The sequence below is a fragment of the Paraburkholderia terricola genome, from assembly GCF_003330825.1.
GTDB classification, from domain to species: domain Bacteria; phylum Pseudomonadota; class Gammaproteobacteria; order Burkholderiales; family Burkholderiaceae; genus Paraburkholderia; species Paraburkholderia terricola.
In genome coordinates, this window is record NZ_CP024942.1 from 82,415 (window position 1) to 96,991 (window position 14,577).

At 64.1% G+C, this 14,577-nt stretch carries 11 protein-coding genes; 6 read left to right on the forward strand and 5 right to left on the reverse strand.

Annotation, left to right across the window (positions count from 1 at the left end; translation table 11 throughout):
* Positions 1–409: 409 nt before the first annotated feature.
* From CUJ90_RS18790 to garD, 3 genes are read right to left on the reverse strand one after another with little or no spacing between them, the layout of a single operon-like run.
* Positions 410–1,351, reverse strand: coding sequence for an SMP-30/gluconolactonase/LRE family protein (locus CUJ90_RS18790; RefSeq protein WP_114163636.1), 942 nt, complete (start codon positions 1,349–1,351; stop codon positions 410–412).
* Positions 1,348–2,190: an NAD-dependent epimerase/dehydratase family protein gene (locus CUJ90_RS18795; RefSeq protein ID WP_114163637.1), complete on the reverse strand. Its 843-nt coding sequence runs from the start codon at positions 2,188–2,190 to the stop codon at positions 1,348–1,350. Before CUJ90_RS18795 ends, CUJ90_RS18790 begins: the two co-directional genes overlap by 4 nt.
* A 42-nt stretch (positions 2,191–2,232) precedes the next feature.
* A complete protein-coding gene (gene garD, locus CUJ90_RS18800) occupies positions 2,233–3,822 on the reverse strand; it encodes a galactarate dehydratase (protein ID WP_114163638.1) in 1,590 nt (529 codons plus the stop codon).
* Positions 3,823–4,037: 215 nt separating this feature from the next.
* Here garD and kdgD point away from each other — a divergent pair, with 215 nt between their 5' ends.
* The 3 genes from kdgD (at position 4,038) to CUJ90_RS18815 (ending at position 7,420) form a co-directional block, all read left to right on the forward strand.
* The gene (kdgD, locus tag CUJ90_RS18805) at positions 4,038–4,955 is read left to right on the forward strand and encodes a 5-dehydro-4-deoxyglucarate dehydratase (protein ID WP_073430892.1); all 918 of its coding nucleotides are present in this window, start codon (positions 4,038–4,040) and stop codon (positions 4,953–4,955) included.
* A gap of 163 nt (positions 4,956–5,118) precedes the next feature.
* A complete protein-coding gene (locus tag CUJ90_RS18810; protein ID WP_073430891.1) occupies positions 5,119–6,468 on the forward strand; it encodes an MFS transporter in 1,350 nt (449 codons plus the stop codon).
* 208 nt (positions 6,469–6,676) lie between these two features.
* On the forward strand, positions 6,677–7,420 hold the full coding sequence (locus CUJ90_RS18815) for a FadR/GntR family transcriptional regulator (RefSeq protein WP_073430890.1): 744 nt from the start codon (positions 6,677–6,679) through the stop codon (positions 7,418–7,420).
* 99 nt (positions 7,421–7,519) lie between these two features.
* On the opposite strand, the gene CUJ90_RS18820 is transcribed toward CUJ90_RS18815, so the two are convergent.
* Positions 7,520–9,103 carry an aldehyde dehydrogenase (NADP(+)) gene (locus CUJ90_RS18820; RefSeq protein ID WP_114163639.1) on the reverse strand — a complete coding sequence of 528 codons (1,584 nt, stop codon included), beginning with the start codon at positions 9,101–9,103 and terminating at the stop codon, positions 7,520–7,522.
* Between the two features lie 222 nt (positions 9,104–9,325).
* Between CUJ90_RS18820 and garL the strand changes: the two genes are divergently transcribed.
* The 3 genes from garL (at position 9,326) to CUJ90_RS18835 (ending at position 13,176) form a co-directional block, all read left to right on the forward strand.
* Entirely contained in the window at positions 9,326–10,126 is an 801-nt protein-coding gene (gene garL, locus CUJ90_RS18825; RefSeq protein WP_114164656.1) for a 2-dehydro-3-deoxyglucarate aldolase, read from the forward strand.
* A gap of 32 nt (positions 10,127–10,158) precedes the next feature.
* The gene (locus tag CUJ90_RS18830; protein WP_244220090.1) at positions 10,159–11,052 is read left to right on the forward strand and encodes a 2-hydroxy-3-oxopropionate reductase; all 894 of its coding nucleotides are present in this window, start codon (positions 10,159–10,161) and stop codon (positions 11,050–11,052) included.
* Between the two features lie 111 nt (positions 11,053–11,163).
* Entirely contained in the window at positions 11,164–13,176 is a 2,013-nt protein-coding gene (locus tag CUJ90_RS18835; RefSeq protein WP_114163640.1) for a glycoside hydrolase family 28 protein, read from the forward strand.
* A 105-nt stretch (positions 13,177–13,281) separates the two neighbouring features.
* Here CUJ90_RS18835 and CUJ90_RS18840 read toward each other — a convergent pair whose 3' ends face one another.
* Positions 13,282–14,574, reverse strand: coding sequence for an MFS transporter (locus CUJ90_RS18840; protein ID WP_073430886.1), 1,293 nt, complete (start codon positions 14,572–14,574; stop codon positions 13,282–13,284).
* Between the last annotated feature and the right edge of the window lie 3 nt (positions 14,575–14,577).

Genomic DNA, 14,577 nt, shown 5'->3' on the forward strand with positions numbered 1-14,577 from the left:
TTACTTCTACTGCGTCGGCATGCAGCTCATTCGCGAAGGCTCGCGCACGAGATAGATACGTTGCCCGCCCTGTCTGTCTCGAAATTCGAAGAAAGGAATCTGTTTGGGCTTATACGTTGTACGACGACACACGAAGTCTATAAAACGAGTTTTGACTTGTACAGACGGTAGTTACCCGCACAGCGAACGCGCTCGGCATGAATGACCGATAAGGCACTCAAGGCGTGCCTGTACGCTTGGCAGAGAGAAATCGATAGCGACTACAGCGCATCAGATGCGCTATGTTTTTCGTAGCGAAGTCGAGAGATACGATTGGGCTTTACGCCACGATGTTGTACGACGAGTGATGAATATGGGTGAAGGTGTTGCGCCAGGGCGACTCCCGACGCAACACCGATGCAAGCGCCGCTTACAGGTCGCCAGCGTATTCAGGCTCCGGCAACCCCACCACTCCGGGACGCACGGCGAAGAGGTGTCCGTCATGTTCGCTCGCGCCCGTTGCGGGACGAATCGACGTGACGAACAACGTATCGAGTTCGCGCCCACCGAACGCGCACATGGCCGGCTTGGTGGCGGGCACGGCGATCCGCCGGTCGAGCTTGCCTTGCGGCGTGAAGCGCAACAGCAGACCCGCATCGTTCGCGCAGATCCAGTAGCAGCCGTCGGCATCCACCGCGGCGCCGTCGGGACGGCCCGCGTGGTCGTTCAGATCGGCGAAGACGCGCCGGTTGCGCGGCTCGCCTGACTCGACGTCGTAGTCGAACGCCCAGATCTGTCTGCGCAGAGGATGCGAATCGGAGAGGTACATCGTCGCGCCATCCGGCGACCAGGCGAGGCCATTTTGCGTGATCAGCCTGTCGACGACCGGCTCGGACAACACGCCGCGCTCATCGAACCGATACAGCGCGCCGGCGGGATTGGCGGCCGCCATGTCCTGCACCATCGTGCCGGACCAGAAGCGCCCTTGACGATCGCAACGGCCATCGTTGAAACGCATGTCAACGAACGGAAATGCGGGCGCGGCCAGCTTGCGTGCCGTCGCCTTTAGCGGTTCGCCGCCCGATGTATCGCTCGCCGCTGCTTCAGTGAGCGCGACCGCGAAAAGGCCCGTCTCGCAGCCGGCCAGCACTGTGCCGCGACGATCGAACGCAATGCAGGCCACCTTCTCCGGCAGCAACCATTCGGAACGCTCCGCCGAGTCGAGCCGCAGCCGCACGATCTTCCGCGCCGGGATATCGACCCAGTAAAGCGCCTGCTCCGCCGCGCGCCACACCGGGCTCTCGCCGACCAGCGCGGGCGCCTGCCCTGCTCCGTCGACTCGTTCCACGCGCGGGTTCGCCGTCGCGCTCACCGCTTCGGCTCCATCGGACCGGCAAGCACGAAGGCGCCGCCCTGAAAACGCTGGGTCGGATCGTCGAAATCAGTAGTGGGAGCCGTGACCGGAAACAGGTGCTCGAACTCGACCGAACTGTCTTGCGGACGAAAACCGAGAAACGCCGCTTTCGTGTTGTCCACCCACTTGGTGCGGTTATCCGAGACGCCATAGACGATCGCATGTCCCACGCGGTTGGTGAACAGCGAGCAACGCACCAGCTCGATGAAGTCGCGATAGCTCAGGTACGTCACGAGCATGCGCGGATTCTTCGGCTGCTCGAACGACGAGCCGATCCGCAGACACACGGTCTCGAGGCCGAAGCGGTCGAAGTAGTAGCGCGACAGCGATTCGCCGAAGCACTTGGTCACGCCATACAGACTGTCGGGGCGCAACGGCGCGTCGATATCGACCACCGAGGTCACCGGATGAAAACCCACCGCGTGATTCGAGCTCGCATACACGATGCGCTTCACGCCCTGCTTCTGCGCGGCCGAATACAGGTTGTACAGCCCGCGGATGTTCGCTTCGAGCAGAGCTTCGAACGGCGCCTCGACGGAAATGCCGCCGAGATGGATCACCGCGTCCACCCCTTCGAGCAGTGCATGAACGGCGGCTTCATTCGCGAGATCGACGGTGGATGCTTCCTCGTGCGTCGCCACGTCGCCGAGCGGCGCGATATCGGTCACGCGCACGATATCGGCCCATGCCGCGAGCGCGCCGCGCAACTGCGTGCCCAGATTGCCGGCGGCGCCGGTCAGCAGAAGGCGGCGGAAAGGTTTTCGCGCCGCGGCGAGGTCAGGATTCGAATCGGTCATGTCTCTAGTCGATGTCTTCGTTGTTTCTTAACGGCTGTCGGGTCAGGTCACCGGCGCCGGGTTGAACAGCGTCAGCGCATTGTGGAGCTTGAGCTTCTCCGCGCAAGTCTCCTTGCGCCCGCTGGCGATGTCGAGCATCAGGCGGAACAGTTCCCAGCCCACTTCGTCGATGGTCGCGGCGCCGGTTGCGATGGTGCCCGCGTTGACGTCCATCAGATCATGCCAGCGGCGCGCGAGATCCGAGCGCGTGGCGACCTTGATGACGGGCACTTCCGCGAGACTGTACGGCGTGCCGCGGCCGGTGGTGAACACATGCAGGTTGATGCCGGCGGCGACCTGCAACGTGCCGCAGATGAAATCGCTCGCCGGCGTGGCCGCGTAAATGAGGCCCTTCTGGCGGACCTTTTCGCCGGGCGACAACACGCCGGAGATCGCCGAATTGCCCGACTTGATGATCGACCCCATCGCCTTTTCGACGATGTTCGACAAGCCACCCTTCTTGTTGCCCGGCGTGGTGTTCGCGCTGCGGTCCGCGCCGCCGCGCTTCAGATAATCGTCGTACCACTGCATTTCGCGGATGATCGCCGCCGCCACCTCCGCGTTGGCCGCACGCGCCGTCAGTTGATCGACGCCGTCGCGCACCTCGGTGACTTCGGAGAACATCACCGTCGCACCGGCGCGCACCAGCAGGTCGGTTGCGAAGCCCACGGCGGGATTGGCGGTCAGCCCCGAGAACGCGTCGCTGCCGCCGCATTGCACGCCGACCACCAGGTCGGACGCGGGACAGGTCTCGCGGCGGCGATTGTTCAGCCGCTTCAGATGACCTTCGGCCATCTTCATGATCGACTCGATCATCGACTGGAAACCAACGTGCGCCTCGTCCTGTAGCACGACCACGTCGCCGTTCAGATCGGCTGCGACGTCGCCGATGTCCGCGACCTCGGCCACATTGGCGGCCGCGGCAATCGGAATCGTGCCCGGCGGCATCAGGCGTTCAGGCTGTAGCTTTTCGCAACCGAGGCTGACCATCATCACCTCGCCGCCGAAATTCGGATTCAGGCTGATGTTGCGCACGGTGCGAATCGGCACCATCGCGTCGGGCGCGTCGATCGCGACGCCGCAGCCGTAGGTGTGACCGAGGCTCACCACGTCGTCGACATTGGGATACTTCGGCAGCAATTCGGCCTTGATGCGCGTGACCGCATGCTCAACCACGTCGGCCACGCACTGCACCGTGGTCGTGATCGCCAGAATATTGCGCGTGCCGACCGAGCCGTCGGCATTGCGGTAGCCCTCGAACGTGAAGCCTTCGAGCGGCGGCATCTCCGGCGCCTTGATCGTGGCGATCGGCAGATCCTCGAGGCCCGGCGGGTTCGGCATGCGGATCACGTGTTCGTTGATCCAACTGCCCTTGGGCAAGGCCTTGAGCGCATAGCCGATCACCACGTTATAGCGGATGACCTCGTCGCCTTCGGCCAGATCGGCCAGCGCGACCTTGTGCCCTTGCGGCACGCGCTCGCGCAATACGAGACCATCGGGGAAAACTGCGCCTTCACCCAGCCCGCCGTCGTTGACGACGATCGCGACGTTGTCGTTGGGGTGAACGCGAATATAGAGCGGGGGTTGTTCCATTGCATCGATCCTTAATGGCGTTTCACGCCTGCTGCGCCAAATTCATACGTCATCCTACAACATGAAATATCGCGCAGACGTTCCGTATTTACCCTAGGACACGCATTATGCCGCGAAATCAGCGTTGAGTTAGCCGATTTCTTGTTGTACGATGACGTATAAGAAATCTTGATTTCTGTCTATTTACCTCTATTCGACGCCCTGGATACTCAATCATGACGACACCGCAGGAACTGAAGCAGATCGTTTCAAAAGGCCTTTTGTCCTTCCCCATTACCGACTTCGACGCCAATGGCGATTTCCGTGCCGACACCTATGCCGAGCGTCTCGAATGGCTCGCGCCTTATGGCGCTTCGGCGCTGTTCGTCGCGGGCGGCACGGGCGAATTCTTCTCGCTGACCAGGAGCGACTACACGAACGTGGTGCGCACCGCGACCGAAGTCTGCAAGGGCAAGGTGCCGATTCTCGCCGGCGCGGGCGGCCCGACGCGCGTGGCAATCGAATACGCGCGGGAAGCCGAGCGCCACGGCGCGAACGGCATCCTGCTGATGCCGCATTACCTGACGGAAGCCTGCCAGGAAGGCATCGCCGCGCACGCCGAAGAAGTCTGCAAGTCCGTGCCGAACATGGGCGTGATCATCTACAACCGCGCGAATTCCAAGCTTAACGCCGATATGCTCGAAGGGCTGGCCGCGCGCTGCCCGAACCTGATCGGCTTCAAGGACGGCGTGGGCGAGATCGAGAACATGGTGACGATCCGCCGCCGTCTGGGCGATCGCTTTTCCTATCTCGGCGGCCTGCCGACCGCGGAAGTCTATGCGGCGGCCTATAAGGCGCTGGGCGTGCCGGTGTATTCGTCGGCGGTATTCAACTTCATTCCGAAGACCGCGATGGACTTCTACCGCGCGATCGCCTCGGACGACCACGCCACCGTCGGCAAATTGATCGACGAATTCTTCCTGCCGTATCTGGCGATCCGCAACCGCCGCGCGGGCTACGCGGTGAGCATCGTGAAGGCGGGCGCCAAGCTCGTCGGCCATAGCGCCGGTCCGGTGCGCGCACCGCTGACCGATCTGACCGAAGAAGAAATGACCCGGCTCGACGCGCTCATCAAGGCGCTCGGCCCGCAATAACCCAGTCGGCGCAACACGCATCGTTTTGAGCGCCCGGGACGGCAACGTTACCGGGCGCTTTGTGCAACACGAATGCGCCGGCGGCGCTTCTGAATGAAGCGCCGCCGGCGAAGCAATAGAGCCAGGGAGCCCGCTCCCTTGTATAAAAATTCAGGAGATGACCATGGAAATGAGCCGCACGGCGAGTTCCGTCCAAGTCGCGAAGCGCACCAAAGTCCGCTACGCGATCCTGCTGCTGATCTTTGTGATTACCACGTTCAATTACGCCGACCGGGCGACGCTTTCGGTGACCGGCTCGGCGATGCGCGCCGAGTTCGGCTTCGACGCGATCCGGATGGGCTATATCTTCTCCGCGTTCAGTTGGGCCTACGTGCTGTCGCAGTTGCCGGCCGGCTGGCTGCTCGATCGCTTCGGCGCGCGGCGCGTCTACGCGGCGAGCATTTTCTTCTGGTCGCTCTTCACGTTGCTGCAAAGCTCGATCGGTTTGCTCGGCAGCGCCGCTGCCGCCGTCACGGGTCTGTTCGTGCTGCGCTTCGCGATGGGCGCGGCGGAGTCGCCGGCGTTCCCGGCCAATGCCAAGGTCGTCGCGAGCTGGTTCCCCACGAATGAACGCGGCACCGCGTCCGCCATTTTCAATTCGGCCCAATACTTCGCCGCGGTCGTGTTCACGCCGTTGATGGCCTGGCTCACGCATGCGTTCGGCTGGCACACGGTGTACGTGGTGATGGGCGGCGCAGGGCTGCTGCTCGCTCTCGCCTGGCTCAAGGTGATGAAGAACCCCGCCGATCATCCGGGCGTGTCGCCCGCCGAGCTCGAATACATCGAACAGGGCGGCGGCGTGGTGAACGGCCACGCGAAAGCCCGTCCCGACGACGTCGCGCGCGCCGGCGGCTGGTCTCTCGTGCGTCAGTTGCTGACCAACCGGATGCTGCTCGGCGTCTATCTCGCCCAGTACTGCATCAACGTGCTGACCTACTTCTTCCTGACCTGGTTTCCGATCTACCTCGTGCAAGCGCGCGGCATGACGATCCTGCAGGCGGGCCTCGTGGCCTCGCTGCCCGCGATCTGCGGATTCTCCGGCGGCGTGCTCGGCGGCATTCTGTCCGACTCGCTGATCCGGCGCGGCCATTCGCTCACCGTGGCGCGCAAGGTGCCGATCGTCGGCGGCATGCTGCTGTCGGTCAGCATCATCGGCTGCAACTACGTCTCGACCGACTGGATCGTCGTCGCGCTCATGTCGCTCGCGTTCTTCGGCAAGGGCATCGGCGCGCTCGGCTGGGCCGTGGTTGCCGATACGTCGCCGAAGGAAGCAGTCGGTCTGTCGGGCGGGATCTTCAACATGTTCGGCAACGTGGCCGGCATCGTCACGCCGATCGTGATCGGCTATCTGGTCGCCAAGAGCGGTTCCTTCAACGGCGCATTGGTGTTCGTCGGCGTGAACGCGTTGCTCACCGTGTTCAGCTACCTCGTGATCGTGAAGGACATCAAGCGGGTGGAGTTGCGCCCGCGCTGAGCGGCGGGTAGCAATCGTACTTCCGGTGGGCTTGCGTGGCCGGCATGGCCATGATGGCCTGCCGGCCGCGACGCCCGAATCCACGCGCCGGCTTCAGGCCCGAGGCCGGCGCTGAAAATGATCCGGCGTTTATATAATCAGTCGTCAGACGACGGTATAATAGATAGCGGGAAGTATCTGCATCTATCTGATTTAAGGGGCGTTTTCGATGGCTACACCACTGGCGTCCGCGGCACCGCCACGACGCGCTCGCAATCTCGCCGAGTTTGTCGTCGGCTACGTCACCGACCAAATCGCGTCCAACGCCTTGAAGCCCGGCGACAAGCTGCCCACCGAATCGCAACTGATGGTCACGCTGAGCGTGAGCCGCACCGTCATCCGCGAAGCGATTTCGCGCTTGCAGGCGGGCAAGATCATCGAGACGCGCCACGGCATCGGCAGTTTCGTGCTGGAGCCGCAGCGCGAAAAACTGGGCATCGACATGGTGCCCGCCACCACCTTGCGCGACGTGCTGTCGATCCTCGAACTGCGCATCAGCCTCGAAACGGAATGCGCGGGCCTCGCCGCTCAGCGCGCCAAGCCGGACGACCTCGCGCGCATGCGCACCGCGCTCGACGCGATCGAGGCCACGCGCCACAACGGGCTCGACAGCGTCGACGCCGATCTGCAGTTTCATATCTCGGTGGCGCGCGCCACCGGCAACCGGTATTTCGTCGACATCCTCACGCAAATGGGCAGCGCGCTGATTCCGCGCAACCGGCTCGACTCGGCGGGCATTGCGCGCGCGGAGCCGGATGCGTATCTGTCGCTCGTCAATCTGGAGCACGAAAGCATTCTCGAAGCGATCACCCGGCACGACGCGGAAGGCGCGCGCGCGGCAATGCGCATGCATCTGTCCAACAGCCGCGAGCGGTTGAGGCGCGCGAACGAGGCCGCCGAGACGAATAGCTGATTGGCGCGTTCGTAGCGGTTGGCGCACAAACAAATGGCCGGGTTTCCCCGGCCATTTGTTTTTCAGACGAAGCGCGTTGGCGAGCTCTCTTCCGCGAGCTTAACCGCGCGTGATTTCGCCATCGCGACGGCGCCACAAGTTCAACGGATTACCGTCGACGAGCGGCTCGGGCAACAGATCGGCCGGGAAGTCCTGATAGCACACCGGACGCAGGAAGCGCTCGATCGAAGTCGTCCCCACCGAGGTCGCCCGGCTGTCGGACGTGGCCGGGAACGGACCGCCGTGCACCATCGCATGCGATACCTCGACGCCCGTCGGAAAACCATTGACGAGAATCCGGCCGGCTTTGCGCTCGAGAATCGGCACCAGCTTTTTCGCCGCCGGCAGATCGGCGCTGTCCATCTGCACCGTGGCGGTCAACTGCCCCGCGAAATGTTCGGCGACCGCGAGCAGTTCCTGCTCGTCCTTGCAGCGCACGATGGTCGACGCCGGTCCGAAAACCTCGTCTTCGAGCGCCGGCGTGGCGAGGAACGTCTGTGCGTCGGTCACGAACAACGCGGCGCGCGCCTGTGTCGGGCCCGTTACGTCGACGCCGCGCGCAACGGCCTCGACGCCCTTGATCGCCGCCAGCTTGCCCTCGCCTTCTTCATAGGCCGCGTGAATGCCGGACGTGAGCATGGTTTGCGCGGGCTTGCCGCCGAGCGCCTCCGATGCCGCCGCGACAAAACCCTTGAGCGCGTCGCTGTCGACGGCGATCGCCAGGCCGGGGTTGGTGCAAAACTGCCCCGCGCCGAGCACCAGCGAATCGACGAAACCGCGCGCGATGCTGTCGCCGCGCTGAGCCAGCGCGTTCGGCAACAGGAACACCGGGTTGATGCTGCTCATTTCGGCGTAGACCGGAATCGGCTCGGCACGCGCCGCCGCGACGCGCATCAGCGAGGTGCCGCCCGCACGCGAACCCGTGAAACCCACCGCCTTGATCGCCGGATGCGCGACCAGCGCTTCGCCGACGGAATTGCCCGCGCCGACGATCAGCGAGAACACGCCCTCCGGCAAGTCCATTTCCTGCGCGACGCGCTGAATCACGCGGCCGACCATCTCCGAGGTGCCGAGGTGCGCGCGATGCGCCTTCACCACCACCGGACAACCGGCGGCCAGCGCCGCCGCCGTGTCGCCGCCCGCCACCGAAAACGCGAGCGGGAAGTTGCTCGCGCCGAACACCGCAACCGGGCCGAGCGGAATCTTTTGCATGCGCAAATCGGAGCGCGGCAACGGCTTGCGCTCGGGCAGCGGCGAATCCAGTGTGGCGGCGAGCCATTGCCCCGCGCGCACGACTTGCGCGAACAGTTTGAGTTGACCCGTCGTGCGGCCGCGCTCGCCTTCGAGGCGCGCCTTCGGCAAGCCGGACTCCTGCTGCGCGCGCTCGATCAATGCGTCGCCCAGTGCGGTGATGCCGTCGGCGATCCGTTCGAGGAATTCCGCGCGCACCGCGAGCGGCAGGTGCCGGTACGGGTCGAACGCTTTCTGCGCAAGCTCACAGGCTTGCGCCACATGGGCCACCGTGCCGCTGCCGAAAACCGGCTCGGCGATGTTGGAACCCGTGGCGGGATTGAACGCGTGCAGTGGTTTTTCGTCGCCGCGCACCGCTTGGCGGCCGATCAGCATTTCGCCGGTAATAGACATTTCGCTTTCCTTGGAATGAACGCTTGGATATAAGTCATCCTACAACATATCGAGATGCGCGTGCAACCGGACACGCCCATCTGGCGAGGACTTCGGGTTTACGTGACCGTTACAACAAATGGGACCAGTGTTAATCTTCAGCAAGACGTACGACGACCTATAACATGTCGTCCTGCAGACATCAGCGCCCGCCCGATCAATCGCAGTTCGAGGAAACGTCCCATGCCAGCCGTCACGCCTTACCAGCCTCTACCCAATAGTTTTCGTCGCGCCGTATGCGGCGGCGAGACCCTGATCGGCTGCTGGGCGTCGCTCGCCAGTCCGATTGTCACGGAACTGCTCGGCGTGGTCGGCTTCGACTGGATGCTGCTGGACGCGGAACATGCGCCCAACGACGTCCTCACGCTGATCCCCCAGTTGATGGCGCTCAAGGACAGCGTGAGCGCCCCGGTCGTGCGGCCGCCGGCGAATGATAGCGTGTTCATCAAACGGCTTCTCGACAGCGGCTTCTCCAACTTTCTCGTGCCGTTCGTCGACAGCGCCGAAGACGCGGCCCGCGCCGTCGCCGCGACGCGCTACCCGCCGCAGGGCATTCGCGGCGTCTCGGTGAGCCACCGCGGCAATCGCTACGCGACGGCGGCCGATTATTTCAACGTCGCCAATGACAACGTCTGCGTCATCGTGCAGATCGAAAGCCGCAAAGCCGTCGAATCGATCGACGAGATTCTCGCCGTGAACGGCGTCGACGCGGTCTTCGTCGGGCCGTCCGATCTCGCGGCGGCGTATGGCCACCTCGGCAATCCCGCTCATCCCGACGTGCAGCAGGCGATTGCGCGCGTATTCGAACGCGCGCAGGCCGCGGGCAAGGCGAGCGGCATTCTCGCCCCGGTGCAGGCCGACGCGGAACGCTATCTCTCGATGGGCTGCCGCGTCATCGCCGTGTGTGCCGATATGGGGCTCTTGAAAAACGCCGCGCAGACGGTCCAGAAACACTTCATGCAGAAACAGGCTGGCCAGCAATAGACGCGGCCGCCACGACATCCACGGAGAATTCCATGCAAAAGGCAGGTTTCATCGGACTCGGCATCATGGGCAAGCCCATGGCCGCGAATCTTCTCAAGAACGGCGTGAGCCTCGCGGCGTTTACGCGCAGCGGCGTGCCGGACGACCTCACGCAGGCCGGCGCGCTCGCGTGCGATAGCCCCGCTGCGGTGGCCGCGCACGCCGACGTGATCTTCATCATGGTGCCCGATACGCCGGACGTCGAGCGCGTGCTGTTCGGCGAACACGGACTCGCCGCCGCGTTGCGCGCGGGGCAAACGGTGGTCGACATGAGCTCGATTTCGCCGATGGCGACGCGCGAGTTCGCGGCCCGCGTGCGCGAACGCGGCGCGGACTATCTCGACGCGCCGGTGTCGGGCGGCGAGGTCGGCGCCAAGGCGGCTTCGTTGACCATCATGGTGGGCGGCGAGCCGGCGAGCTTCGAGCGCGTCAAGCCGCTCTTCGACATGATGGGCAAGAACGTCACGCTGATCGGCGGCGTGGGCGCGGGACAGGTGTGCAAGGTGGCGAACCAGGTGATCGTCGCCGCGACGATCGAGGCGGTCGGCGAGGCCTTGCTGCTCGCGTCGAAGGCAGGCGTCGATCCGGCGCGCGTGCGTGAGGCGCTGATGGGCGGCTTCGCGTCGTCGCGCATTCTCGAAGTGCATGGCGAGCGGATGACGAAGCGCACCTTCGACCCGGGTTTCCGGATCGAACTGCACCAGAAGGATCTGAATCTCGCGCTCTCCACCGCGCAAGCGCTCGGCGTTTCGCTGCCGAATACGGCCACCTGCCAGGCGCTTTTCAACGCGTGCGTGGCGCACGGCGGCAAGGCTTGGGACCACTCCGCGATGGTGCGCGCGCTCGAAGTGCTCGCCAATCACGAAATCGGCCAGCAAACCGCTTAAGCCCCAAACCCTCATGTACAGCGCCGCCCCGCTTTCTCGACAGGGAAAGGGGGCGGCGCTTTCGTTTTCTGGCGATTACCGACAACGCCCGCAAAGGGCAAGGAGACATGCGTGGCCATCATCAATAAAAACAGCGGCAAGCCGGCAGCATCGAGAGCCAACAATCAAGGCGGACCCGATTCGCCGACACGCAGGGCGTTTATCGTGCTGACAGGAACCTCCGCGGGCGCAACCCTGCTCGGCGGCTTGTCGGCCTGCGGCGGCTCGGTTAGCGCAGGGTCCGCGCCGCCGGTGGTGCAGGACCCGATCTGGGGCACCTCGGGCGCCGCGACGCGGATCATCGCGTCGTTGCAGGGCGTCACTCAATCGATGTTTGCCGCGCGCGATTATGTCGTCACGCAATACGGCGCGCAGCCTTGCGCGGTCGTCGCCGCGACCAATCCTTATACGGGCGCCGCCTCGCTCGCCAGCCCCGGCTCCGGGCAAACCAACGCCGCGGCGTCGTTCGACTCCCGCCCCGCGTTTCTCGCCGCGATTCAGGCCTGCAATGCGGCCGGCGGCGGCCGCGTGGTCGTGCCGTCGGGCACCTGGTACTGCGCCGGGCCGATCGTGCTGCTCAGCAACGTGAACTTTCATCTCAGCGCGAATTGCACGATCTATTTCAGCCCGAACCCGGCGGACTACGCAAAGGACGGCCCGGTCGACTGCGGCGCGAACGGCAAGCTGTTCTACAGCCGCTGGCAGGCAAACGATTGCCTGAATTACGGCTCACCGGTCTACGCGCGCAACGAGACCAACATTGCGCTCACCGGCGAAGACGCCACCTCGGTGCTCAACGGCCAGGCCATGACGCCGTTCGCCGGCAGCGGCAACACAGCCACCTGCTGGTGGACCTACAAGGGATCGAATGGCGCATACGGCTGCGTGAATTCGTCGACGCCCTCGCAGGTCTATCTCAACCCGAACAATGTCGACCTCAAGATCGCGGCGCCGGGTATTTCCGACGCGCTTTATGCGCAACTGACCAGCCCCACGACACCGTGGCAGGAAGATCAGAACTATCTGCCCGCGCTCTCGGAGGCAGGCGTTCCGATCGCCCAGCGGATCTTCGGCATCGGGCATTACCTGCGTCCGTGCATGGTCGAATTCATCGGCTGCACGAACGTGCTGATGGAAAACTATTGCACCAACAACACGCCGTTCTGGCAGCACCACCCCACCGATTGCAAGAACGTCGTGATCCGCGGGGTGACCACCAACAGCATCGGCCCGAATAACGACGGCTTCGATCCCGACGCGTGCGACAACGTCCTGTGCGACAACGTCACGTTCAACACCGGCGACGATTGCATCGCGATCAAGTCCGGCAAGGACCAGGATACGCAGTATGGTCCCGCGCAGAATCACGTGATCCAGAACTGCACGATGAACAGCGGGCATGGCGGCATCACGCTCGGCAGCGAAATGGGCGGCGGCGTGCAGAACATCTACGCACGCAATCTGCAGATGCTCAATCAGAACTGGGCGACCAATCCGCTGAACATCGCGATTCGCATCAAGACGAACATGAATCGCGGCGGCTTCGTGAAGAACTTCTACGTGGATACGGTCACGCTGCCCAACGGCGTCAGCCTGAAAGCCAGCGGCTACGGCAGTGCGCTGCTCGCCGGCAGTCCGATCAACGGCACGGTGCCCTTGGGCGTCGTCACGGCGACGGCAGCCAATCCTTCCGCGGCGCAGGGCGGCCTCATCACGTTCGACTGCGACTATCAGCCGGCCAACGACGCTATTCGCACGCGTCCGGCGGTCGTGCAGAACGTGAACATTTCGAACGTGCAGGCGAGCAACGTCACGCTCAACGGCGTAACGGGCTCGTGTTTTCAGGCGATCGTGGCCCAGGGGCCCGTCGCTTTCGACTACAACGGCCCGGCTCCCGCGCCGGCGGTTCCGCCGATCAGCGGCGTCACGATCTCGAACTGCAACCTGGGGACGGCGGTCGCCGCCGGACCTGCGACCTCGACGACGCCCGGACCGATCTATGCCTACAACGTCAACGGCATCACGTTGAAGAACGTGGTGATCGGATCGACGACTTACAACACCACGGTGGTCGATCAGCGCTAAGCGAGTCATCCAACCGAAGCCCAGAAAAAAATGGCGGCGTCCGAGGACGCCGCCATTTCATTTCCGTTACGCCGCCGATCCGCTAACGAATCCGCCGCTCGCGACTCACTTCGCCGCCGCGCTCGCCGCCACCCAACGCGGCTCGGACGTCTTGTCAGCGCTTCTCGCGAGCAGGCACACCACCGCAGCCGCAACGATGTCGAACACCGCCAGCACGACGAACAGCGGGCTGTAGCCGACCTGCGTCACCAGCACGCCGAACAGCGCCGTGAATGCGGCAGCGCCCAGGTAACCCGCCATGCCGCCCATGCCCGTCGCGGTCGCGACTTCGTTCTTGCCGAACATGTCGGACGTGATCGCGTACAACGCACCGGACAACGTCTGGTGAGCGAATCCGCCGACGCACAGCAGCGCCACCGCCACATAGGGACTCTCGACCAGCCCGACACATGCCGGCCCGATCATGAACAGCGCGCCGACGACGAAAACCATCTTGCGCGACGTGAACAGCGAGACCTTCGCGTACTTATGAAACAGCGGACTGAGGTAGCCGCCGAGCACGCAGCCGATGTCGGCGGCAAGAAACGGCATCCACGCATACAGCGCGATTTCCTTCAGGTTCATGTGCCGCTCGGTCATCATGTACAGCGGAATCCATGCGTTGAAGGTTTGCCAGGCCGGCTCGGAAAGAATGCGCGGAATGCCGATCGCCCAGAAGTCGCGGCTGCCCAGCATCGCACCCCAACTGCGCTTCGGCGCGCCGGCGTCGCTGTGCTTCGCCTCCTGCCCGCTCAGGATGTAATCGCGTTCGGCGTCGCCCAGCAGCTTCTGGTCGCGCGGATGCTTGTACAGCAGCATCCACACCGCGCTCCACACGATCCCCGCCACGCCGACGATCACGAAGGCCCATTGCCATTGCCCGTGCAGCAGCGCCCACACCACCAGCGGCGGCGCGAGCAGCGCGCCGATCGACGAGCCGATGTTGAACCAGCCGATCGCCACCGAACGCTCCTTGGCCGGGAACCACTCGCTCGTCGCCTTCACGCCGGCCGGAATGCCGGCCGCCTCGGCGACGCCGAGCAAGCCGCGAAAGAACGCGAGGCTCTGCCAGCCGGTCGACCATGCCGCCGCGGCGCAGGCCAGCGACCACGCGATCGCGAAGGCGGCGAAGCCGATCTTGGTTCCGATGGTGTCGAGCAGATATCCCGCGACCGGTTGCATGAACGCATAGCAAAGCTGCCACGCCACCACCACATGCGAGTATTGCTCGGTGGTGATATGAAGGTCCTTCATCAAGGTCGGCGCGGCGACGGACAGCGTATTGCGCGCGAGATAATTGATGATGAGGCCGGCGGCGACCAGGCTGACCATCCACCAGCGGATGCCCTTGATTTTCATGAC

Bases quoted from the DNA above. Each gene is read 5' to 3' on its own strand.
- CUJ90_RS18815 (WP_073430890.1), top strand. From the start codon at position 6,677: ATGGCTACACCACTGGCGTCCGCGGCACCGCCACGACGCGCTCGCAAT.
- CUJ90_RS18840 (WP_073430886.1), bottom strand. From the start codon at position 14,574: ATGAAAATCAAGGGCATCCGCTGGTGGATGGTCAGCCTGGTCGCCGCC.
- CUJ90_RS18810 (WP_073430891.1), top strand. From the start codon at position 5,119: ATGGAAATGAGCCGCACGGCGAGTTCCGTCCAAGTCGCGAAGCGCACC.
- kdgD (WP_073430892.1), top strand. From the start codon at position 4,038: ATGACGACACCGCAGGAACTGAAGCAGATCGTTTCAAAAGGCCTTTTG.
- garL (WP_114164656.1), top strand. From the start codon at position 9,326: ATGCCAGCCGTCACGCCTTACCAGCCTCTACCCAATAGTTTTCGTCGC.
- CUJ90_RS18830 (WP_244220090.1), top strand. From the start codon at position 10,159: ATGCAAAAGGCAGGTTTCATCGGACTCGGCATCATGGGCAAGCCCATG.
- garD (WP_114163638.1), bottom strand. From the start codon at position 3,822: ATGGAACAACCCCCGCTCTATATTCGCGTTCACCCCAACGACAACGTC.
- CUJ90_RS18795 (WP_114163637.1), bottom strand. From the start codon at position 2,190: ATGACCGATTCGAATCCTGACCTCGCCGCGGCGCGAAAACCTTTCCGC.
- CUJ90_RS18820 (WP_114163639.1), bottom strand. From the start codon at position 9,103: ATGTCTATTACCGGCGAAATGCTGATCGGCCGCCAAGCGGTGCGCGGC.